This window comes from Burkholderia sp. AU31624 (genome assembly GCF_020420065.1).
Taxonomy (GTDB): domain Bacteria; phylum Pseudomonadota; class Gammaproteobacteria; order Burkholderiales; family Burkholderiaceae; genus Burkholderia.
Genome location: NZ_JAIZRT010000008.1, coordinates 58734 through 80593, shown reverse-complemented (window position 1 = coordinate 80593; position 21860 = coordinate 58734). Strand labels below are relative to the sequence as shown.

23 protein-coding genes and 1 pseudogene are annotated in these 21860 nt (G+C 66.2%); 3 read left to right on the top strand and 21 right to left on the bottom strand.

Going from position 1 to position 21860, the window contains the following annotated elements:
• Positions 1-76: 76 nt before the first annotated feature.
• On the bottom strand, positions 77-247 hold the full coding sequence (locus LGM89_RS27430; RefSeq protein ID WP_179254904.1) for a hypothetical protein: 171 nt from the start codon (positions 245-247) through the stop codon (positions 77-79).
• Positions 247-825, bottom strand: coding sequence for a DUF4865 family protein (locus LGM89_RS27425; protein WP_179254905.1), 579 nt, complete (start codon positions 823-825; stop codon positions 247-249). The genes LGM89_RS27430 and LGM89_RS27425 overlap by 1 nt, the downstream gene beginning before the upstream one ends.
• Before the next feature lie 127 nt (positions 826-952).
• Between LGM89_RS27425 and LGM89_RS27420 the strand changes: the two genes are divergently transcribed.
• On the top strand, positions 953-1810 hold the full coding sequence (locus tag LGM89_RS27420; protein WP_089463556.1) for a LysR family transcriptional regulator: 858 nt from the start codon (positions 953-955) through the stop codon (positions 1808-1810).
• A gap of 29 nt (positions 1811-1839) precedes the next feature.
• Positions 1840-2492 (top strand): annotated as a pseudogene (locus LGM89_RS27415) (DUF2625 family protein).
• A gap of 68 nt (positions 2493-2560) precedes the next feature.
• On the opposite strand, the gene LGM89_RS27410 reads toward LGM89_RS27415, so the two are convergent.
• Entirely contained in the window at positions 2561-3808 is a 1248-nt protein-coding gene (locus tag LGM89_RS27410; RefSeq protein WP_226274564.1) for an NAD(P)/FAD-dependent oxidoreductase, read from the bottom strand.
• A 108-nt stretch (positions 3809-3916) separates the two neighbouring features.
• On the opposite strand from LGM89_RS27410, the gene LGM89_RS27405 reads away from it, so the two are divergent.
• Complete coding sequence (locus LGM89_RS27405; RefSeq protein WP_226274563.1) at positions 3917-4636, top strand: class I SAM-dependent methyltransferase; 720 nt, start codon at positions 3917-3919, stop codon at positions 4634-4636.
• A 50-nt stretch (positions 4637-4686) separates the two neighbouring features.
• Here LGM89_RS27405 and LGM89_RS27400 read toward each other — a convergent pair whose 3' ends face one another.
• From LGM89_RS27400 to LGM89_RS27315, 18 genes are read right to left on the bottom strand one after another with little or no spacing between them, the layout of a single operon-like run.
• Positions 4687-5121: an excinuclease ABC subunit A gene (locus tag LGM89_RS27400; protein ID WP_413226755.1), complete on the bottom strand. Its 435-nt coding sequence runs from the start codon at positions 5119-5121 to the stop codon at positions 4687-4689.
• A gap of 12 nt (positions 5122-5133) precedes the next feature.
• A complete protein-coding gene (locus tag LGM89_RS27395) occupies positions 5134-5556 on the bottom strand; it encodes a signal peptidase (RefSeq protein ID WP_089497136.1) in 423 nt (140 codons plus the stop codon).
• A gap of 32 nt (positions 5557-5588) precedes the next feature.
• Positions 5589-6827 (bottom strand): beta-ketoacyl-[acyl-carrier-protein] synthase family protein, encoded by a 1239-nt coding sequence (locus LGM89_RS27390; RefSeq protein ID WP_089497137.1) that lies wholly within the window; start codon positions 6825-6827, stop codon positions 5589-5591.
• Positions 6824-8053: a beta-ketoacyl-ACP synthase gene (locus LGM89_RS27385; RefSeq protein ID WP_089497138.1), complete on the bottom strand. Its 1230-nt coding sequence runs from the start codon at positions 8051-8053 to the stop codon at positions 6824-6826. The genes LGM89_RS27390 and LGM89_RS27385 overlap by 4 nt, the downstream gene beginning before the upstream one ends.
• Positions 8053-8778, bottom strand: a complete 726-nt coding sequence (locus LGM89_RS27380; RefSeq protein WP_089497139.1) for a 3-ketoacyl-ACP reductase FabG2 — start codon at positions 8776-8778, stop codon at positions 8053-8055. The genes LGM89_RS27385 and LGM89_RS27380 overlap by 1 nt, the downstream gene beginning before the upstream one ends.
• Entirely contained in the window at positions 8775-9278 is a 504-nt protein-coding gene (locus LGM89_RS27375; protein WP_226274562.1) for a hotdog family protein, read from the bottom strand. Before LGM89_RS27375 ends, LGM89_RS27380 begins: the two co-directional genes overlap by 4 nt.
• 1 nt (position 9279) lies before the next feature.
• Complete coding sequence (locus LGM89_RS27370) at positions 9280-10467, bottom strand: beta-ketoacyl-[acyl-carrier-protein] synthase family protein (RefSeq protein ID WP_226274561.1); 1188 nt, start codon at positions 10465-10467, stop codon at positions 9280-9282.
• Entirely contained in the window at positions 10464-12872 is a 2409-nt protein-coding gene (locus LGM89_RS27365; RefSeq protein WP_226274722.1) for an MMPL family transporter, read from the bottom strand. The genes LGM89_RS27370 and LGM89_RS27365 overlap by 4 nt, the downstream gene beginning before the upstream one ends.
• Positions 12872-13522 (bottom strand): LolA family protein, encoded by a 651-nt coding sequence (locus LGM89_RS27360; protein WP_226203633.1) that lies wholly within the window; start codon positions 13520-13522, stop codon positions 12872-12874. The genes LGM89_RS27365 and LGM89_RS27360 overlap by 1 nt, the downstream gene beginning before the upstream one ends.
• Positions 13513-13941 (bottom strand): acyl-CoA thioesterase, encoded by a 429-nt coding sequence (locus LGM89_RS27355; protein WP_089498147.1) that lies wholly within the window; start codon positions 13939-13941, stop codon positions 13513-13515. Before LGM89_RS27355 ends, LGM89_RS27360 begins: the two co-directional genes overlap by 10 nt.
• Positions 13938-15533: an HAL/PAL/TAL family ammonia-lyase gene (locus LGM89_RS27350; RefSeq protein WP_089497143.1), complete on the bottom strand. Its 1596-nt coding sequence runs from the start codon at positions 15531-15533 to the stop codon at positions 13938-13940. Before LGM89_RS27350 ends, LGM89_RS27355 begins: the two co-directional genes overlap by 4 nt.
• Positions 15520-17223: a glycosyltransferase family 2 protein gene (locus tag LGM89_RS27345; RefSeq protein WP_089497144.1), complete on the bottom strand. Its 1704-nt coding sequence runs from the start codon at positions 17221-17223 to the stop codon at positions 15520-15522. Before LGM89_RS27345 ends, LGM89_RS27350 begins: the two co-directional genes overlap by 14 nt.
• Entirely contained in the window at positions 17220-18905 is a 1686-nt protein-coding gene (locus LGM89_RS27340) for an AMP-binding protein (protein ID WP_226274560.1), read from the bottom strand. The genes LGM89_RS27345 and LGM89_RS27340 overlap by 4 nt, the downstream gene beginning before the upstream one ends.
• On the bottom strand, positions 18902-19519 hold the full coding sequence (locus LGM89_RS27335; RefSeq protein WP_179254906.1) for a hypothetical protein: 618 nt from the start codon (positions 19517-19519) through the stop codon (positions 18902-18904). Before LGM89_RS27335 ends, LGM89_RS27340 begins: the two co-directional genes overlap by 4 nt.
• A 16-nt stretch (positions 19520-19535) precedes the next feature.
• Positions 19536-19784 carry an acyl carrier protein gene (locus LGM89_RS27330; RefSeq protein ID WP_226274559.1) on the bottom strand — a complete coding sequence of 83 codons (249 nt, stop codon included), beginning with the start codon at positions 19782-19784 and terminating at the stop codon, positions 19536-19538.
• A 3-nt stretch (positions 19785-19787) separates the two neighbouring features.
• Positions 19788-20090 carry a phosphopantetheine-binding protein gene (locus LGM89_RS27325; protein ID WP_089497146.1) on the bottom strand — a complete coding sequence of 101 codons (303 nt, stop codon included), beginning with the start codon at positions 20088-20090 and terminating at the stop codon, positions 19788-19790.
• Positions 20065-20859: a lysophospholipid acyltransferase family protein gene (locus LGM89_RS27320; RefSeq protein WP_089497147.1), complete on the bottom strand. Its 795-nt coding sequence runs from the start codon at positions 20857-20859 to the stop codon at positions 20065-20067. Before LGM89_RS27320 ends, LGM89_RS27325 begins: the two co-directional genes overlap by 26 nt.
• Positions 20843-21535 (bottom strand): beta-ketoacyl synthase chain length factor, encoded by a 693-nt coding sequence (locus LGM89_RS27315; RefSeq protein ID WP_089497148.1) that lies wholly within the window; start codon positions 21533-21535, stop codon positions 20843-20845. The genes LGM89_RS27320 and LGM89_RS27315 overlap by 17 nt, the downstream gene beginning before the upstream one ends.
• Positions 21536-21860: the final 325 nt, after the last annotated feature.

The window sequence follows — 21860 nt, the reverse complement described above, 5'->3', positions numbered from 1 at the left end:
GCGGTCATCACCCGACAGAAGCGCCGCGTGCGTCGTGCGCGGCGCTTCCGTATTCACTCATCCGCAAACGCGCACCTTACCGGAACAACAGCGCCAGCACCGTCGCGAGCGCGGCAATCGCGGCGATCCCCGCCGCCAGCCCGGCGAGATGCGCGACGACCACCAGGCCGGCCGGCAATCGCGCGGATGCCGAGCCGCAGGGCTCACCCGCCGACCCGGCCCGCGATCGGAACACAGCGCCGGCCATCACACCCCACTCCCTTCGAGCGTATCGAGCAACGGCCTGGCCAGATGCAGGACCTGATACACCGGACCTGCGCCGCCGTCGTCCGGCTCCTGCTCCGATACGAGCACGCGCGTCAGCCGCCAGCGCAGCGGATCGAGGCTGACGGCGGCCGCAACCGTACCCTGCCGCGCCGCTACATCGCGATTGCGCTCGACTTCCCGTGCCAGCGTCGCATCGAGGTCGGCGTCCGCCGGAATATCGACGGCCTCCAGCCGCACGAAGCGTCCCGTCGACGCGCTGCCCTTGCGCGCATCGAGCGCGACCTGCACATCGATCGGCGCGCGCCCGAAACTGTCCGTCACGACCCGATAGCGGCCGTCCGTGACGAACCGGGCGAACGCCTGTTCATTGCGCCAAAGATAAAGCGACGCATAGCCGTTTTCCGTCGCACCGTAGCGGCCCGCCTCGCGCAGCAGAAACGCCTTGAACACGAGATCCGGCGTGTCGTCCCAGAGCCTGCCGCGCTCGCGCACGCGATTGCGGATGATGTCGAGGTCGTAGTCCGCCGGCAGGCGGTGCACGTAGTACGCGGTCAGCATGATCGACTCCTGGGATTGACAAGGTAGATTCCGAACGGCTCGAGAACAGCGTAGAAGACCTTGAATCATTTGAAAAGACGATGGCAGAATATTTCAATGATTCATTTTCTCAATGGATGAGTGCGTGATGAAAACGCTCGACATCGAAGCCGTGCAGGCGTTCGTGCTGACCGCCGACCTCAAGAGCTTCACGCGGGCCGCCGAGGCGATGGACACGACGCAGTCCGCGGTGAGCCTGAAGATCAAGCGACTTGAAGACGGCCTCGGCCGCCGTTTGCTGGAACGCACGCCGCGGCAGGTTCGCCTGTCGGCCGACGGCACCGCGTTCCTGGAACCCGCGCGCGAGCTCGTAGCGGCTCACCAGGGTGCGGTCGGCGCGTTCGGCGCCGGCCAGCGGCGGCTGGTGATCGGCGTGAGCCATCATGCCGTCGGCGCCGATCTGCCGATGCTGCTTCGGCGCATGAGCGAAGCGGAACCGGGGCTCGTGCTGGAGATCCGGGTCGCCGCGTCGCGCGACGTGCTCGATGCGTTCGATCGCGGCCAGCTCGACGCCGCCGTCGCGCTACAGCACGGCAGCCGGCGGCTCGATGGGGAAACCCTGCTGTCGGAGTCGTTCGGCTGGATGGCCGCGACCGATTTCGACTACCATCCGCCGCAACCGCTGCGGCTCGCGACGCAGGCCGAGCCGTGCAGCGTGCGCCACATGGCGATCGGCGCGCTGGACGAAGCCGGTGTCGCGTGGACTGAAGTGTTCGTCGGCGGCGGCGTGGCGACGATCGGCGCGGCGGTGTCCGCGGGGCTGGCCGTCGCCGCGCTCGGGCATCGCGTGGCGCCCGTCGGGACGGTCGACGTGGGCGCGCGATACGGGCTGCCGCCGTTGCCGGCGCGCGACGTGGTGCTCTACTCGAACCTGACCGATGCACGGGCCCGGCAGGCGCTGCGCACGCTGGGCGCGGCGCTGCGGTCGTCGGTCGGCGCGCGGTGAGGTTTCGCTCGAACAGCCCGCAGAACAATATGCACCCGCTGGACGAACTGGTAAACGAACGCGATTCAGCGCTCCCGACGTTGATCGAATGGGCGGCAGCAGCCCGTCACCGTTGCGAAATACTGCCCGCATCCGATCGGCGTGGCGAAGTGCTCTCAGCACTTCAGGTATCCACGCGTTCGACCCTGGGGGCAATCGCCTATTCGACCGGCGGCATCCTGGTGGACGGAGGCTACCTTCGTCTGCTTGGCTCACGCCATCCCAGACTGCTCAGAGACATCGTCGGCTGGAACACCGGGCGATCGTCCGGTTTCCTGTTGATCGCAGACGATGCCGTCGGCGGCTTCCTCGCATTGAACGGCGACGCACTCGGCGAAGACACTGGTTCGGTGTACTACCTTGCACCCGACACCTTGGGATGGGAGCCCCTCGAAATCACAGCGACTTCGTGCGCTGGTCGCTCGGCGAGACGCTGCATGACTTCTATACGAGCTCGCGCTGGCCCGGCTGGCAAGCCGAGGTTCAGCATCTGACGACGGATCAATGCTTCAGCTTTTATCCGTTCCTGTGGACAAAAGATGGATCAGTCGAACACAGCAGCCGCAAGGCGGTCAGCGTATCCGAGCTATACGCGCTCCATGTCGCCCCCGGATCCGCGAAGGTATCCAGGATTCGTGCGTGAGCCGGGCCAGGACTCGGGCCTCGACGTTGCATCGTCCGCGGTAACGCCGTGCAAACGCCGCGATCGGCTCAAGCGCGTCGGTCCGGACGGCAGATTTCGGCAAGCACGTCGAGGCCGCGCACCGGTTCCCGGACGAACGGGTTCGATTCGTCCCAAGCGTAGCCAGCCAGGATCGAGCAGATCATCCGCTTCACGTCCGGTGCCTTGTCGTCGTAAAACACGATGTCCTGCAGCGCGCCCGAATACCAGCGTTCGACGAAAGCACGAAAGGTGTTGATGCCCTTGCGCAGCGCGGCATCGTAGTCGCGCGCCCAGTCGACCGTCTCGCCGCGCATCTGGCGCTCGAGCGTCGCGACCGCCAGATGGGCCGAGCACATCGCGATAGTCACGCCCGACGAGAAGATGGGATCGAGGAATTCGCCCGCATTGCCGAGCAGCGCATACCCCGGGCCATGCAGGCGCTCGACGTTGGACGCATAGCCCGCGATGCGGCGCACCGGCATCACGAACGGCTTGCTGCCGACGAGACGCGCGAGAGTCGGTTCGCTCTGCAGCAGTTCGCGCAACCGCTGCTCGCGCTGCGCTTCCGGCACATCGAGAAAATCGGCGTCGGCAACGCAACCGACCGACGAACGCCCGTTCGTCAGCGGGATCATCCAGTACCAGACGTCGCACCGCTCGGGGTGCACGGCAATGCAGATTTTGTCGCGATCGGTCGAGCCCGCCGGCAGCCGGTCCTCGACATGCGAAAAGATCGCCGCGCGCGTCGGCAAGCCCGTCGGCGCTTCGAGGCCGAGCAGCCCCGGCAGCACACGGCCGAAACCGCTCGCATCGAGGACGAATGACGCCTCCACGCGATACTCGCGGCCGGACTCCTCGACGACGTCGAGTCGCGGGCGCTCGCCGGGTTCGAATGCCCGCACCGTATCGCCGAATCGTACGTCAGCACCCTGCCCGGCCGCACAGCGGATCAGCACGTCGTCGAACGCCGCGCGCTCGACCTGATACGCGGTCCCCCAGCCTCCGGAAAATTTCTCGCGGAAATCGAACGACGACATCCGGTCGCGATGAACGAAATACGCACCGTTCTTGAACTGGAAACCGGCCTCGACGACCGCCTGCAGCATGCCCGCCTCTTCGAGATAGTGCATGCTCTGCGGCAACAGGCTCTCCCCGATCGAAAATCGCGGAAAGTGCTGGCGCTCGAGCACGAGCACGGAACGTCCCGCCTTGCGCAGCAATCCCGCCGCAAGGGCACCGGCCGGCCCGGCGCCGATGATTGCGACGTCGACCGGGTTCGATTTCATTTCATTCATGTCTGCCACTTCATTCCGATTGATTGGGTGTCTTATGTTTCTCGCGCCACGTTTCGGCGTTGCAAACTACAATAGGCGCTCAAAATCCAAGATACCGCCGAGGGACCCATGACGTCTTACCGCACGCAAGCCCCTGCCTATATTCCCGAAACCGCATTCGGCATCTGGTTTCTTCGCACGCATACCTGGGAACATCACGTGCTTCGCGTGGCCATCAACGATCTGAAACAGCTCGTCGCAGCGCCGCTGCCCGACGCCCCGATCATCCTCGACGCAGGATGCGGCCAGGGCAATTCGTTTCGCCTGTTGAACGAGGCATTCTCGCCCGAAAAGATCATCGGCATCGATTGCCACGATGATTCGCTCGAGCACGCGTCGGCAGCCGCACGTCGCTGCACGGTGCCGGTCGAGTTGCACCATGCGGACTGCGCACGGATTCCGCTCGCCGACGCGAGCGTCGACATCGTGTTCTGCCATCAGACCTTTCACCATCTGGTCGAGCAAGAACGCGCGCTGGCCGAATTTCGCCGCGTGCTGAAGCCCGGTGGGCTGCTGCTGTTCGCGGAATCGACCGACGCGTATATCAAGTCGTGGGTCATCCGGCTGTTGTTCCGCCACCCGATGCAGGTCCAGAAAAGCGCTGACGGCTATCTCGCCATGCTGCGCGACGCGGGGTTCGTGTTCGGCACCCGCAACGTGTCGTTGCCGTATCTGTGGTGGAGTCGTGCGAAAGACTTCGGCCTGCTGGAGCGCATCGGCCTGTATACGCCGCAACCCGGCAAGCGTCGCGAAACGCTCGTCAACGTCGCCGCGCGCAAGCCCGCCTGAACGAAGGAGCCGGCCGCACGGCCGGCTCCTGCCAACGAGCACGCCGCCGCTTACCGCTTCAGCATCACGACCTCGCCCGTGAGCGCCACGCCGGCTACGACTGCCCCGGCCCCGCAGGTGTACTCGGTCGTGCTCGACCGCGCAACGTTGCGGTAGTTGCTCTTGATGCCGACGACAGCGTTACCGCCCTCCTTCCGAGCCCGCGCCTGAAGCTCGATCACGGCCGACAGAAATACGTGTCGGCACGCCTCCTCGTCGCTCTTGCCGAACGCGTTGGTCTTCTTGTTGGTCGCAAACGAGCCGTACGACTTGGCGATGCCCGGAGGCGACTGGTCGCCGAAATAAAGCGCGACGTCTTCGCCCAGCTTGCCGTCCCCGCTCTTCAACGCGTCCGCGATCGGATAATTGCCGATCGTGTCCCGTGCATGCGCCGGCGACACTGCCAGCGCCGCACCCAGCAATGCCATCGCAATGCGGTATTTCACGTCGCCCCCGCCTTATTGCGCGTTCAGTTGCACGACGTCGCCCGACACCGCAATCGCGCCGGCACTGCCGCTTACGCCGCACGTGTATTCGGTCGTCGAGCTGGAGCGCTTTTCATGAAAGCGGGTCGTCACGTTGATGACCGCATTGCCGCCATGCCCCTTCGCATAGGTACGCAGACGATTCAGCGCTTCGGTCAGCGCCTGGTCGCACGTCGGCTGCTCGGCTTCCGCACGCCGCACTCGCGCCGACTCCGAACGCGGACCGAGATTCGTCTTGACCTCCGGATGCGGCTGTTCGCCGAAATAGATCGCGACACCGCTCGCGTCCGGCGCGGTTGCCGTCGCCGGCAACGGCAGCGAACGAACCACCGTCCCGCACCCCGCCAGCAACGATGCCACGACCAGCATGCCGGCCAGATATCCCTTCTGCTTCATGGTTCTTGCCCTCTCATCTCAGTACGTTCACTTCAATCGCCCTTCCAGGCGTCCAACAACACACTTGCGCAACTGCCGCCAAACCCGAAGGACACCGACAGCGCACGCTCGATCGACGCTTCGCGCGCGGCATGCACAAGCGGCTTGCCGGCGACCGCCGGATCCGGTGCATCGCCCACGGCCGTCCCGGCGATGAAACCGTCGCGCATCATCAGCATCGTGTAGATCGCCTCGTGCACGCCGCTGGCCCCGAGCGGATGCCCCGTCATCCCTTTCGTCGACGAGAACACGGGCAGGTCGCCACCGAATACGTCGTCGAGCGCCTTCAGCTCCTCGATATCGCCCAGCGGCGTCGACGGTGCATGGGTGTTGACGTAGTCCGGGCGCCGCTCCGCCCCGTCCAGCGCCATGCGCATCGCGCGCGCGATTCCGGGCGCATGGGGCGTCGCCATGCCCGCGTTGTCCGTGCATTGACCGAAGCCGGACAACTCCGCGTAAATCCGTGCACCACGCGAACGCGCATGATCGAGCGATTCGAGTACGAGGATGCCCGCACCCGACGCGATCACGAAACCGTCGCGGCCGAGCGCATAGGGGCGCGACGCCTGTGCAGGCGTATCGTTGAAGCTGCCGGACAACGCGCCCATCGCGTCGAACATCAGCGTCATGTTGTCGTGCAGCGCCTCGCTCCCGCCTGCCAGCACGATGTCCTGACAACCGGACCGAATCAGCTGCATGGCCTGCCCGATCGCCAGGGTCGAACTCGTACAGGCCGACGACGGTGAATAGGAAATGCCTTCGATACCGAACAACTGCGCGACGCACGCCGATGCCGTGCTGCTCATCGCCTTCGGAACGACGTAGGGCGGCGTCTTGTCGACGCCGCGCTGATACGCGATCGCCATCGCATCGTCGTAATCGGCCATCGACCCGATGCCCGAGCCTACAATCGCACCCGCGCGCGGCGAGCGAAGGGCCGCGGGATCAAGCCCCGCATCGTCGAGCGCCCAGGCCGTTGCATGCGCGGCAAAGCGCGCCGTATCGCCCATGAAGCGCTCGTGCTTGCGCGCGAACGGTGTAGCGGAGCCCACGGATGCGACACCTGCAACCTGGCTGCGAAAGCCGCGCGTGCGCCATGCATCGACCCCGCTCACGCCCGAACGGCCGGTGCGCAGCGCGGCCGATACGTCGTCGAGCGAATTGCCGAGGCACGACACGATGCCCAGCCCCGTGACGACGACGCGCGTCCGCGCATTGTCGAATGCCCTCACGCAGCGACCCGCCTGAAGATCAGCGACGTGTTGATCCCGCCGAACGCGAAGTTGTTGCTCATCACGAATTCGGCATCGATCGCACGCGCATCGCCGACGATGTAATCGAGCGGCGCGCAGGCCGGATCGACGTTGTCGAGGTTGAGGGTCGGCACGTACCAGTTGCGCTTCATCATCTCGATCGTCCACCATGCTTCGAGCGCGCCGCACGCGCCGAGCGTGTGGCCCACATAGCTTTTCAACGAACTGATCGGCATGCGCTCGTCGAACACCAATGCCGTTGCGTGGCTTTCCGCCACGTCGCCGCGATCGGTCGACGTGCCGTGCGCGTTCACGTAGGCGATCGCCCCGGCGTCGAGCCGCGCATCGCGAAGCGCGAGCCTCATGGCGACCGCCATCGTCTCCGCCGTGGGTTGCGTGATATGCGCGCCATCGGAATTGCAGCCGAATCCGACGATTTCCGCATGGATGACTGCGCCACGCGCGATCGCATGCTCGTATTCCTCGAGCACGAGCGTCGCCGCGCCTTCCCCGACCACCAGGCCGTCGCGGTCGACATCGAACGGGCGCGGCGTCAGGTTCGCAGCATCGTTGCGCGTGCTGGTCGCATACAACGTATCGAACACCGCGACCGCCGGGCCGGACAATTCTTCCGCACCGCCCGCGAGCATCAACGTCTGCTTCCCGGTCGCAATCGCCTCGTACGCGTAACCGATCGCCTGGCTACCGGAGGCGCACGCCGACGACGTCGGCACGATCCGGCCCTTCAGATCCCAGAACAGGCTGACGTTGACAGCCGTGGTGTGCGGCATCATCTGCACATAGCTGTTCGACGTCACATCCCGCATCGATCCGGTCTCGATCATCGTGCCGAACGCGCGAATCGGCTCGACCGACCCCGACGACGACCCATAGGCAACGCCCATGCGACCGTCCCGGATCGACGCATCGTCGGCCAGCCCCGCGTCAGCCAGCGCCAGCTCGCTCGCCCGCACCGCATACATCGAGACCGGCCCCATCGAACGCGTCTTCTTGCGCGGATATGTGCCCGGCAGCACGAAGCCCGGCAGCGGACACGCGAGCCGCGTGTGCAGTGCTTCGTAGCAGTCCCATTCGGGCATGCGCCGCACCGCGTTCCTCGCGCCCTTCAGGCGCGCTTCGATTTCCGGCCAGTTGTCGCCGAACGCGGTCACGCCGCCCATCCCCGTTACGACCACGCGCTTCATCACACCATCCCGCCATTGACACCGATCACTTGCCGGGTGACGTAGGTCGCCGCGTCCGACATCAGGAAACCGACCACCGCCGCGACTTCGTCGGGCTGCCCGACGCGGCCCATCGGTACGGTCTTCAACGCGTGCTCGAGCGGTACGTCGTCGAGCATGCCGGTATCGACCAGCCCGGGCGCGACGCAGTTGACCGTGATCTTTCGCGACGCCAGTTCGACCGCCAACGCCTTGGTCGCGCCGATCAGGCCCGCCTTCGCCGCGCTGTAGTTGACCTGGCCGCGATTGCCCATCACGCCCGATATGGACGCGATCGTCACGATCCGGCCGCCGCCCCGCAGGCGCACCATCGGCATGGTCAACGGATGGACGACGTTGTAGAAACTGTCCAGCCCGGTCTCGATCACGACGTCCCAATCCTCTTCGGACAACGCCGGGAACGCACCGTCTCGCGTCACGCCCGCGCTGCAGACGATGCCGTAGTACGCACCGTTTGCCTCGACGTCCGCTTCCAGCTCGCGTCGGCAAGCGGCACGGTCCCGCACGTCGAACTGCAGCACGCTCGCCGTGCCGCCTTGCGCGTGAATCGCGCCTGCCACCGCTTCCGCATCGTCACGGCCGGTACGGCAATGCACCGTCACCGCGAAACCATCGGACGCGAGACGCAGCGCCACGGCCCGGCCGATGCCGCGGCTCGCGCCGGTCACGAGTACTCGCCGAGTCATGAATTGAAGCTCCCTTCGATAAAAGATTGAAAATCGTTCGGTTGGTACACCTTGACGATCGCTTCGGCGCAGCACACGCCGTCGGCATGAATCGCGCACTCGTACGCACCGTGCCCCTCGTCGCCGCGCAACAGTTCACGCGCGACGATATGCAGCACCGTATCCGCATCGAACGAGGAACGATGCGCGACATAGCGGTTGGCGCCGAGCAGCACGCCCGGCTTGGCTCGACCGCCTGCGTGGGCGGCGAGCAGGCCGACATGCGCGGCGATCGCCTGCGCCATCAACTCGATGCCGATCCACGCCGGCATCGCGCCGTTGCCGTCGGCGTACCATGCATCGCGGCGCGCAGTCGCACTCACCTCGATGCCGGCCTCGGAACAGCGCCCGATCGCGTCGAGCAGCAACATCGTGCCGCGATGCGGCAGCACGTCCCGCACGTCGCCGGCGGGAATATCCGCGCCGCTGTGCAGCGCGTCGATCAACGAACCAGTGTGCATGTCAGCGCCCCAGAATCAGACTGGCATTGCTGCCGCCGAAAGCAAACGAATTGCTCATCACGTATTGCCCAGCCACGCCGGCGGCCAGGCGTCGCTCGGTCTGCACGAGATCGAGCGCGGGCAGCGTGGGGTCGCGCTCGCCATCCCACACGTGCGCCGGCAACGCCAGCCCGCGGCCCAGCACCAGCCAGCCGAATCCGAGCTCCGTCGCGCCTGCCGCACCGAGCATGTGCCCTGTCAGCGGTTTGGTGCCGCTCGCGGGCACGCCGTCCGGAAACACCCGCGCCGTCACGTTTGCCTCCATCTGGTCGTTCAGGCGGGTCGCCGTCGCGTGCAGATTCAGGTAGCCAATGTCGGCAGCCCGCACGCCGGCGTCCGTGAGCGCGGCGCGCAATGCCTGTTCCGCGCCGTCTCCCGCCGGATCCGGCGCCGAAATATGATGCGCATCGCTCGACTCGCCGACACCCGCCAACCGCACCGCGCCTTCGTCGCGGCACATCACGAACAGCGCGGCACCTTCGCCGATATTGATGCCGCTCCGGTTGACGCTCATCGGATTGGTCCGCGCCGGGCTGACCGATTCGAGCGACGCAAAGCCTTGCAGCGTCAGCTCGCACAGCGAATCCGCACCGCCCACGACAACCGCATCGCACAGATTCAGCCGCAGCAGGCGGCGCGCGGCCGCAAATGCCTTCGCGCCCGACGTGCATGCCGTCGACAGCGTATAGGCCGGCCCCGCGACACCCAGCGCGGCCCGCACGAACGGCGCAGCCGTGCCGATCTCCATCTGCCGGTAGTCGAATCCGTCGGGCATCGCGCCCGTTGCCGCGCGCTGGGCAAACGCCTGTTCGGCGGCCTGAATTCCGGAGGTACTGGTGCCGATCACGACGCCGATGCGGCGAGGCCCGTAACGCGCAACGGCGGCATCGACCGACGCGCGGATCTGCGCGAGCGCAGCCAGCAGCAGCCGGTTGTTCCTGCAATCGAAATGCGCCAGCGACGCCGGCGGCGCCACCTCGAGCGCCGACCGTACGCGCCCGACCCAGCCCCCGCCAGGGGCGTCCGGATACGCAGCCATACCGGGCGCGATGCCGGCGCGCAGCGCGTCCGCGATATCGTCGGTCGACGCGCCGAGCGCGTTGATCATGCCGGGCGCCGACAGATAGACCGCCACGCGTGTCGGATTCATGTCCGGCTCTCCTTCCCGAACGGCGTCGCGAGCGGTGCGAACAGCACCGAAAATACGATGCCCATTGCCAGCGTCATGCCGAAACTGCGCAACGCGGGCATCGCGCTGGCACCCAGCATGCCGAACGACAACAGCGTCGTCGCAGCGGACAGCAGCACGCCGGTCCACACCGCACCGAGATCCGTCATGTCCCGCATGCACCCTTCCCGCAGGAACACCGCGTAGTTGGCGCCCACGCCGAGCACCAGCATCAGCGCAAGCCAGTTGAACAACGTGAGCGGCACCCGTGCGTAACCGAACACCGCCAGCGTCAGCCCGATCGCGAACACGACCGGCAGTATCGTCGCGATGCCGCCGCGCACGCCATATCGCCACATCAGCAGCGCCGCGACCAGGATCAGCGCGCCGGCCAGCCAGAGGCCGCTATCGACGCGATACGCACCGAACAGGTTCGATACGCTGGCGGCCTTGTCGACCCACGACACGCCTGGCAGGCCGTGCGCTACTGCGGCAAGTGCAGCCGCATTCGCCGCATCGACCCGCTCGGGAATAGCCAGCGCCGCGTAGACCGGCCCCGCGGCACCGTCGACCCGACCGAGCCACAGATGCCGGAACGGCGCCGACCAGCGTGCCGTCAACCAGGCGTCGACGGACAACGTCGTCGCCGCGTGACGCGAAAAGGCCTGGATCCACGCATCCGCAACATCGTTGCGGAGCCCCGCGCGTTCCAGGGTCGCGCGCAACGCAGCAGGATCGGCAAACACACGTGCTTCCAGCACCGCACGATTGCGCGCCTGCTGCTGTGCCGAAGGCACGAACGTCGCGACCGACTGCACGCGGCCGACTCGTTGCGAATCGAGCGCCGCGACCAGCGACTCCGAGCGCTCGAGCACCGCTTCAGGCGTCGCCCCCTGAACGACGAAGAACTGCGCCGTATTCGCCAGCCCGACCGCCGCGCGGATGTCGTTTTCCTGACGCGCCAGACCGGTATCGCGCTGAATCAGCAAGCGAATGTCGTCATCGCTGCGCAACGCGACCCAGCCCGGGATCGCAACGAGCGAGACCAGTACGGCGACCGCCACCGCGCGCCGGCCGGCAAGCAGCGACTGCCATCCACGCAGCACACGCACTGCGCGGGAAAAAACGCGGGAGGGCACGCGCCGGGGCGCCTGTGTCAGCATGAGCGGCAAGAAGCCGGTCACGGCAGCGAACGCGCTCAGGATCCCGACGATCGCAAAGCACGCGATCTGCTTGAGCGCCGGGAACGGCACCCACATCAGGATCGCGTAACCGAGCAGGCTGGTTGCCAGCGCCACCACGAGCGCCGGCCTCACCGCGGCCGCTCCGCGCCGCGCGTCCCATTGCCGCCCTGCGGACAGATAGGCGACGAAATACTGAATCGAATAGTCGACGGCCTCGCCGATGAGACTCACGCCAAATACCAGCGTCAGCAAATGCAGCTTGCCGAACACGAGGAGCGTCACGGCCAGCGCGCAAACGATGCCGAGGGCCGTCGATGCGAATGCGAGCACCAGCAGGCGGGGCGAACGAAACACGCTCATCAGCAGCAGCGCGATGCCGGCCAGCGAAACCGCGCCGATCAGATGCACGTCGCGCTCCGCGCTGGCGCGCGCCGCCTCCGCATAGAACACGGCGCCGGCCCGATCGACCCGGACGCCGCGATAGTCGGCCGCGAGCGCATACTCCGCGTCGGCCGTTGCGTCGCGCACCGCGCGCTGGACCTTCGACTCGTAGGCCGAGCCCGCCAGCGACGTCATCACGAGCACGCCCGTCGCCTCGTCGCGATGCGCGACCAGCATGCCGTCTTCGAGCGACAGATTCGATGTGGTCAGCGGCAGGTTCCCGAGCCAGTGCTGGAGCCAGCCGAACGGATCGTCCGCCACGCCGGTCTGCAGGCCATCGACTGGCGGCGCATAGAGCCGCCGGGTCAATCGATCGGCGAGCGTGGCGTCGCCGCGTTCGAGCGACGCACGGTCCGCTTCCGTCAGCAGGCCGAAGCGGGCCGGCAAATACGTGGCCGCGATCTGCGACAGGTCGAACGGCGGCACCTCGACCGTCACCGAACGAAAGGCGCCGCTGCCCGCAAGCCGCGCGCTGAACGCCTTCGCGGCCGCCTTCGCGCGCGCGGCGTCCCGGTCGGTCACCAGATAGACGGTACGATTGCCGAGCGCTTCGCCCAGCATCTCGACGGCCCGTTCGGCGACGGGATTCGCTTCGGTCGCCGGCAGCAGCGCGAGCAGATTCGTCTGTAGCGGCGACGGTCCGCTGAACCGCCAGAGGTTGTAACCGGTGGCCACCAGTGCGACGAGCAACCACGCGGCGCACAACAAGCGTCGCCTGGCTCGCCCGGCGGATACGTCGCCCCCCTCGCTCGTCGTGTTCATCAACGCGCCTCCAGCCACGCGCGCTCGACCGAGGCATGGCCGTCGACCGGCGTCGGCCGGGAAAATTCGAGCACGGTCACGTTGCCGTTCGCGAATGTCATGTCGAGCCGGCCCAGATAAGCGCCACCGCTCATCTCCAGCGTGCGGATCGCCTGCGCGAGCTGCGGTTGATTCGGCCGCAGGACCATCCGCCACCGTTCGCGCGTTCCGCTCGCGTCGACATCGAATTGGGCATACAGCGCCGACAGGTCGCCGCCGAGCATGCCACGCATCATTCGCGCTACCTGTGCCACGCCACGGCTGCCGCCAGGTGCGACGAGCCGCCCGTCGGCACCCACTTCGCGCACGCCGTCATCGGTAATCACGTAGGTGGCCTTGTAAGGCGTTTCGATACGCCAGACGACGCCAGAGGCACGGTCGAACAGCATCGATCCGGTGCTGACGAGCGGCTGCTTCATCGCCGACAGTGTCTGGGTCTGGCGGAAATCTGCGCGAATCGCACCGACACGTGCAAGTCGAGCCGCGATTTCCGGCACCAGCGCGACATTCGCCGGGCTCGACGCCGGCGCGGCCGCCGCGTGACCGGCGGCGAGCGCCACGCACGCCGCCAGCATCGCGGTCAACCGTCTGCGGGATACGTTCAGGCCCATTGCGCGTGCACCCTTTCGATCAAGGCCGGCGGCGACACGAATTGCAGCTCGCGCGTCGTCGCGTCGATCGCCAGTTGCACCGTATAGCCCTTCGTCAAGCGCTCGCCCGAGCCTGCATCGACGATCTCGTAGCCGATCTTCAGCCGGTTTTCGAATTCGAGCAACGTTGCGCGCGCGTCGAGCTGCTGGCCATACGTGGCCGGCCGCACGTACTTGAGATGCGCTTCGACGACAGGCCACATGTAGCCCGACGCGAGCATCGCCGGATAGTCGTAGTCGATCATGCGCAGCAACGCGGCACGGCTGCTTTCGAAGAACTTCAGGTAGTGACCGTGCCAGCAGACGTTCATCGCGTCGACGTCGTGGAACAGGACCTCGACGCGAGCGGTCGCCGTCAACGGCGAGCGGGATTCGTTCATGCCGCCTCCCCATGCCATGCACCGATCGGGTCGCACGCGGCAAGGCGCGCAGTCAGCGCGCGCAACTCCGCTTCGAGCGGCCGGTCCTCGATCACCGGTGGCGATTCGCGGCCCACTTCGTCGATGAACGACCGAAGCGCGGACGAAAGCTGCGTTTCCGGATCGTCGCGCAGCCGCAGGCGGACGGCCTGCACGGAGGCCAGCACGTGCGCGGCCGCGACCTGCTCGGTCAGCGTCAGCACGCGCAGGCAATCGCGCGCGGCAATCGTGCCCATGCTGACCTTGTCCTGGTTGTGCGACTCGGTCGAGCGCGAGAACACGCTTGCCGGCATCGTATGTTTCAGCGCCTCCGCCGTCCACGCAGACGACGAAATCTGCACGGCCTTGAAGCCGTGATTGATCGCGGCACGATCGGGCGCCGCGCCCGTCAGGTTGCGCGGCAGCCCGTTGCTGAACTTGTCGTCGACCAGCAGCGCGAGCTGGCGATCCATCAGATCCGCGAGGTTGGCTACCGCGGCCTTCAGCGCGTCCATCGCGAATGCGATATGTCCGCCGTAGAAATTACCGCCGTGCAGGACGCAACCTTCGTCCGGATCGATCAGCGGATTGTCGTTCGCGCTGTTCAGCTCGTTCTCGATATCGCGACGCATCCACGACAACGCGTCGCGCACCACGCCGATCACGTGCGGCGCGCACCGCACCGAATAGCGATCTTGCAGCCGGCGCGCCGGCGATTCGTCGCGTCCGGCCAGATCGGCGCGTATCCACGCAGCCGCCTCGGCCTGCCCCGCATGCGGTTTCGCGTCGAACAGCCGCGCGTCGAAATGCCCCGCCCGCCCGTCGAGAGCCACGGTCGTCAGCGCTGTCAGGCGTGCGGCAATCCTCGTCAAATGGTCGGCACGCGCGAACGCAAGACAGGCCAGCCCCGTCATGACCGCCGTGCCGTTCATCAGCGCAAGCCCTTCCTTCGGCGCGAGCGTCAGCGGCGCACGCGCGATCGCTTGCCAGGCCGCTCGCGCGTCGTGTTCGCCACCGTCGAACACGACTGTGCGCTCCCCGACCAGCGCAGCGGCGACGTACGACAGCGGCGTCAGATCGCCGCTTGCGCCGACCGAGCCTTCCGACGGAATGCGCGGCAGGATGCGGTAGTTCACCAGATCGGCCAGCCGCTCGAGCAACAGGAGCCTGACGCCCGAGTAGCCGAACGCGAGCGAATTGAGCCGCGCGACGATGATCGCCAACGTTTGCGTTGCATCGAACCGGTCGCCCATTCCACACCCGTGATAACGGGTCAACTGCAACGGCAGCGCTTCAACCAGCGACGCAGGCACCTCGACGACGCATGCATCGCCGTATCCGGTCGTGACGCCATACAGCGTGCCCCCGCTCGCGAGATAGTCGCGCAGCCAGGTTGCGCCGCGCTCGATGCGCGCACGCCAGCCGGGCTCCCCGCTCAGCGCGACCGGCACGCCGTCGCGTGCGATCGCGACGACGTCCTCGATCGTCAGATGCCGGCCGCCCACTACGACGGCCGCCCGGCACGTCTGCGGGCCGGCGGCGGCCGGGATGTCCTTCAAATCATGCTCCGCCACGCGGGCCTCCGTCGGGCCGCGCCCAGAAATCGAAAAAATTGAACCACTGATAGGGTGCCTTGCGGCAATAGTGTTCGAGACGCAACGCATAGCGCTGCGCCCATTCGGCAACGTGGCCGGCACGCTCCCGGCGCGGCAGCTCGATCCGCTCGGCGAACGGTTCGAAATAGAGCCGGTAGCCCCGCCTTTCCTTCAGGCAGAAGAACAGATAGACCGGGCAGCCAAGTGCGTGCGCGAGCACATACGGACCCTGCGCAAACGGCGCTGCCGCGTCGAGAAAGCGGGCGTCGACCGTCTTGCCCGAGTCGCGAGGCGGCACGCGATCGCCGACGATCACGAGCAGCTCGCCCGCATCGATACGCGACTGCATCATCATCGCCGTGTCCGGCCCGAAGTCCGTCACCTCGATCAGCTGCTTGCCGAAGTCGTCGTTCGTCCCGGCAAGCACGCCGGTGAAACGCTTCGCATGCTCGGTGTACACCACCGCGGTCACCTTCGTATGCGCGTCGCGCAATGCCAGCGCTCGCGTCATCTCCAGGTTGCCCAGATGCGCGCCGATCACGAGCGCCCCTCGGCCGCTCGCCGCGAGCGCGTCGAACGCGGACGAATCGTCGAAGCGCACGTCGAATGCGTCGAGCCGGCCCGACCACGCGACAAATTTGTCGAATCCCGATTGGGCGAACGCCAGCATGTGCCGGTACGCGCTGTGCCAGCCCGGCTTCGGCGCTGCCGCGTCCGTGTCTTGCAGTCGAGCGAGATACGCGTACGACGCGGTGCGCGCGGCGCGGTTCGTCAACACGAAATAGCCGACGATCGGATAAAGCCAGATCGACGTGAACCCGATGCCGAACCAGCGACAGCTGAGCGCCAGCAATTTCATGCCGACGAGACTGCCGCGTTCGGGCGTTCGCCACCATGCGCGAGCGTGCCCGGGCGCCGCCGCACCGCGCCGCCCGACTAGCCGTCTGGCCAGCAGCAGCGGCGCGCGTGCGAGCATCCCGGCGACGAGTCGCGTATGGCTCATGCTGATGCGCAGGTTGTCGCGCCATACGTCGAAATGCGACACGCCGTCGGGCGGATACACGACGCGCGTCTGGATCGTCCTGAAAGTCAGCCCCCGCCAGTGCAGCCGCACGAGGATCTCACTGTCGAACGCCATGCGCGTCGGTATCGATACCGCGTCGATCAGTTCGCAGACGGCGTCGACTGGGTAGAGGCGAAAGCCGCACATCGCGTCGGGAATGTCCATCGACAGCGTCTCGATCCATACCCATACGTGCGTAAGGTAGCGGCCGTACAGGCGGGCTTTCGGCACGCTGTCGTCGAAACGGGGCCGGCCGAGGATCACCGCATCCGGCTCGACCTTCGCGGCAGCGACGAACTTCGGCACGTCGGCGGCATCGTGCTGGCCATCGGCGTCGATCTGAATCGCATGCCGGTATCCGTGCGCACGCGCCGCGCGCAGTCCGGCCATCACCGCCGCCCCCTTGCCGCCGTTAGCGGGCAAGCGCAGCAGCGTCACGGCCTCCGCGTACCGCTGCGCCAGCCCGGCCAGCACTTGTTGCGTCGGCACGTCGCTGCCGTCGTCGACCACGATGATCGGCAGCCCGTGCACGACCAGGCGCGCGAGCGTGTCGCCGATCGCGTCGCGATGGTTGTAGATCGGGATGACGATGCAGGTGCCGCTCATCTCGCCGCCGCTCCATAGACCAGCGTGCCAGACGTGCATTCGCGGCCATTGCAGCGAAACGCGAATCGCGCGCATCCGCGCGCCGGATCGTACGCGATGCGCAACGCCAGCATCGCGCCGGGCGGTACCGGCGCCTTGAACTTCAGGTGATCGATCGAACGGACCTCGTGCACGGTGGGAAGGTCGCGTGCGGCAAGGCGTGCCGCCCAGTCGATCTGCACGACGCCCGGCAGGATCGGCAGCCCGGGAAAGTGGCCCTCGAAGTGGGCGAGCGCAGGCGGCACGCGCAACTCGTAGTTCAGCGCATCGGCGCCGCGCCACGACGCGAGCAGTTCGAACCCCTCCGGCGCGACGTCGAATGCGGCGGCGAGCGCCGCAGCCGGCAACTTGCCGCGCGCATCGAACGGCATCGCATGCCGGAATCGCCAGTGTCGCGGCAAGGCGGTCGCATCGAAATACGCGGCCAGGTCATGTCGCAATGCCGCGGCAACGGCGATACGGCCGTCGGCGGCAAGCGCCGCATGGCCCACCTCGGTCAATACCGCGACCACGCCGACGTGCGCACGCGTCGCGCCGTCGACCACCACGGCCGCGGCCTGCTCGACGTACGGGTGGCGAAGTATCCGTGCCTCGAGTTCCGGCAGCGATACACGCTTGCCGTCGAGCTTGACGACGCGATCGCGCCGACCCGCGAGTTCGAAACGGCCATACGCATCGAAGTGCGCCGTGTCGTCGGTACGGTGCCAGTCGTCATGGCCGAGATGCGCGGAGCGCACGCACAGCGCGCCATCGTCGTCGCATCGCACGTCGATGCCCGTCAACGGCTGCCACGCCGACGAGACGTCCTGGCGCCGCCACGCGATGCCCCCGGTTTCGGTGCTGCCGAATATCTCGAATGGCGCCACGCCGAAGGCTTCCGAATAAGCCGTCGCGGCATCGGCAGGCAGCGGGCCGCCCGACGAGAAGAACACGCACGGCGCGGGGGCGCGCATCGGGAAACCCGGCAACGCGGGCCAGCGCATCAATTGCGACGGCGTGGACACGACCGCTCCGGCGCCGTAGGCGGCAAGCCTCTGCTGCATCTGCAGCGGCTCGATCACCGTCGCCCGGTCGAACGAACGCCCCGCCGCCAGCGGCCACAGGATCCTGAAGAGCAATCCGTAGATATGGTGATGCGGTACGCTCGATAGCGTCACCGCCGCGCCGACGCGATCCGCCCATTCGCGCTGCAAGGTGCGAACCTCGGCATCGAACTGCGCGAGCGATTTCCGCACCGGTTTCGCGGTGCCGCTGCTGCCGGACGTATAAAGCGTGATCGCGGCAGCCTCGCCGATGGTGCGAGACGCGATCTCGGCACCGGATACCCGCTCGCACGCGGCCAGCGCAGGCGCATCGAGAAGCAGGTCGTACGCATGGGCGAGATCGTCGAGATAACCAGGTGCGTTGCTGGCGGGAATCACGATCTCCCGCTGCGCCGCCGCCACCGCAAAGAATGCGCAGGCGAAGTCGTACGGATCATCGGTGGAGATCGCGACGCGCTGCGCGTCGGCCGCCTCGACGGCCCGGGCAATGGCGTCCGCGCGAGCGCGAAAATCGCCCAGCGTCAGCACGACGCCACCGTCGCGGCAGACGACCGTGCCGGCATCCACGCGAGCGGACAGAATCTCGTGCAACGCGATCATGCGGCACCTGCACGGTCGCGCCGGCCGGATACGACCAGACTGCGCCACAGCCATTCGCCGGCCAGCAAAGTGCCGATCAGCACGTATGCGATCAGTCCGTTGTAGAGCGCCCACGATTCACGGCTCCAGTACAGCGCCGTATAGACCGAAAAACCGCCGTTTGCGATGAAGAACGCACACCAGACCTGAGTGACTCGACGCATGTATCGGACGATCTCCGCGCTTGGGTCGGGATGCGTGGACCGCGCGAATTTTTCGACCATCGTCGGGCCGCGCCGAAGCGTCGCACCGAACGCGACCAGCAAGCCGGCGCTCACGCATGCGGGATAGAGATGAAACAGTTGTTCGCTGTCGGTCACCGCGATCGCGAGCGACAAGCCGGTCAATGCGCTGGCTACGCACCAGTCGAGCACCGTCAGCCGCCTGAGCGCGTTCGCCAATGCGCCCTTGCCGACCGTGCGCTGAAGCCACAGCATCGCGATCAGCAGACAACCGATGTAGCGCGGCGTCATCCCCTGCCACGCAAACAGGATGACGAGCGGATAGGCGAGCGCAAGCATCACCCTGAGCGCGGCGCCTGTCCAGCGCGGCAGGATGATGCCGGTCTCTCGCATATGCATCACCGCCACGTCAGCCGCGCGCAAGCAGCGCGTGAACCGCGGCAATCACGTCGCCGACCGTTCGCACGGACTTGAACTCTTCGGGCTTGATCCGCCGGCCCGTCATTTCCTGCAGCTTGATGGCCAGATCGACCGCGTCGATGCTGTCCAGATCGAGTTCTTCGAACAGATGCGTGTCCGGCGTCACGCGCTCCGGTTCGATCGCGAAATTCTCGTGAAAAATGGCGCGGATGCGCTCAAGGATTTCTGCGTCGGTCACAACTCACTCCCCCTTTTCCAGCACGGCTTCTTGCGGTGCAGCCTGATGCGCCTGTTGTTCTGCAATGAATGCCGCCAGCGTATTGATCGAGCGGAAATGCGCCTTCGTGCGCTCGTCGTTCGCGGCGATCGTCAGGTGAAACTGCTTGCGCAGCATGATGCCGACTTCAAGCGCATCGACGGAGTCGAGCCCGATACCGTCGGTCGAAAACAGCGGTGCGTCGTCGTCGATATCGTCGACCGTCATGTCGTTGAGGTCGAGCATCTCGATCAGAAGCCGCTTAATTTGCAGTTTTAAAGTATCCATGCTGAAACAGGCCTTGGGTAATGTGCACTTCCACTTCGCGGGCAATACTCCGAGCGGCGATCGACGGCGAGGTGACGCCGGAAGCCAGCCCGCTCATGTCCATCGGCTCAAGCACGTTGATGCGCATGCGAAATGCACGGGGCGGTACGTGATACCAGCGCAGGGTCTTGGTGAATACCGGCGGATCGCAATCGATCAGCACCGGCTGGATCCGGCTGCGCGACTGCAACGCCATATGGGCGAAGCCGCGGGAAAATGCATGCAGGCGATTACCGCCCGGGCTGCGCGTCCCCTCAGGGAAAACGATCATCGTGTAGCCCGCGGCCAGTTGCCGCGCGCCGGCCTCGACCAGATCCACCGCATCGGCGTTGCTCACGTATTCGGCGGCCCGAACGATGCCCCAGAAGCAAGGGTTGCCCCAATGGCCGCGCTTGACGACGCAGCATGCTTTCGGCGCCAGTGACAGCAACACCATCACGTCAAGCCAGGTCGGGTGATTCGCGACGACGATCGCCGGATCGGCTTTGCCGAGCCGTTCCACGCCGGTCACCTCCAGCCGCATCACGCCGACGCGCTGCAGCACCGCAACCAGCATGCGGAAGAAATAATGGATAACGAGCGTCACAGCGCGTTGACGCGAACGCCGGTGCGGCCAGCACAGGCCCGCAGCGATTGCCAGCACCGAGAATGCCGATCCGCACAGGGCGAAGAAAGCGAGACTGGCGCCGGTCGCGAACAGGCGCCAGCCGTAATCAAGCCGCGCACTCATGCCAGCTCCAGCGCCACTGTGAATCGTCGCCGCGCCAGACCGTGGTCCCGCGCGTGGAAAGGCAACGCAGAACCGCTGCGCTTTGCGTTCCGGCCGGCTCGGTCGCACCCTGATCCAACGGGCCGATTGCCGCCATCTCGCATGCAAGATGACCCGCCGCCCCGTCGGAATCGACAAGAACGGCAAACCCGATACTGTCCGGATCGTCGTCGACGGCGGCATAAACGGAATCGGCCGGCTCATGTGCATAAACCAGCAACACCGGCGTTTCGGGCGACGTTTCGTACTGGGAAAAGGCTTCGAGCAATGCGAAGCCCAGGGTTTCACGCCCGGCCGCGATCGCCGTCGCGGCAGACCGGTCGCGTCGTGCGATACCGAATATGCCTGTCGCCGCATTCAGCACCGAGAGACTGAATGCGGTTGGAGACACCGGTTCGGCAGCTTGAATACTGTCGAGAATGGTCGTGGTACGGGTCAGCTCACCGTGCCGAGAAGCAAAAACCACGCGCAACGCGGCTTTTTCCCGGGCGCAGTCGAAAGCCGCCTGAAGCGCGAGCCGCGACAGCCGGCTCATACGACGGCGCACCATCGGATCGAGGGCTTCGACGCCCGGCACCTCCGCGGTCGAAATCGACGTCCACCTGGCGATTGGCATGGTCCAATGCAAATCAGCCATTTTTCTTCTCGTTGAGGTTATTTCACTGAAGGTGTTTTTATATTGTGCCGCCCTGTACCAGACAGTCACGCCGCGCTTCCGCCAACCCCATGCGCGCTCTCGAGCGCACCCCGCCAACCGCATGAATATATTAAGGAAAGCGAAAAAATGCCGGCCTTGCTCGATTCGCGAGCAGATTGTCAAACACTGTGACTTAATGGCCAGCGACTCCTACCGTCCCAGTGGGGCCGAACTGTAACAGGGATGTTACACAAGATCAACTTTGCGGCGCTCGAATTCAGGATATTTGACGTTCATTCATCCCGCTCGAAAAAATATCCGCGTC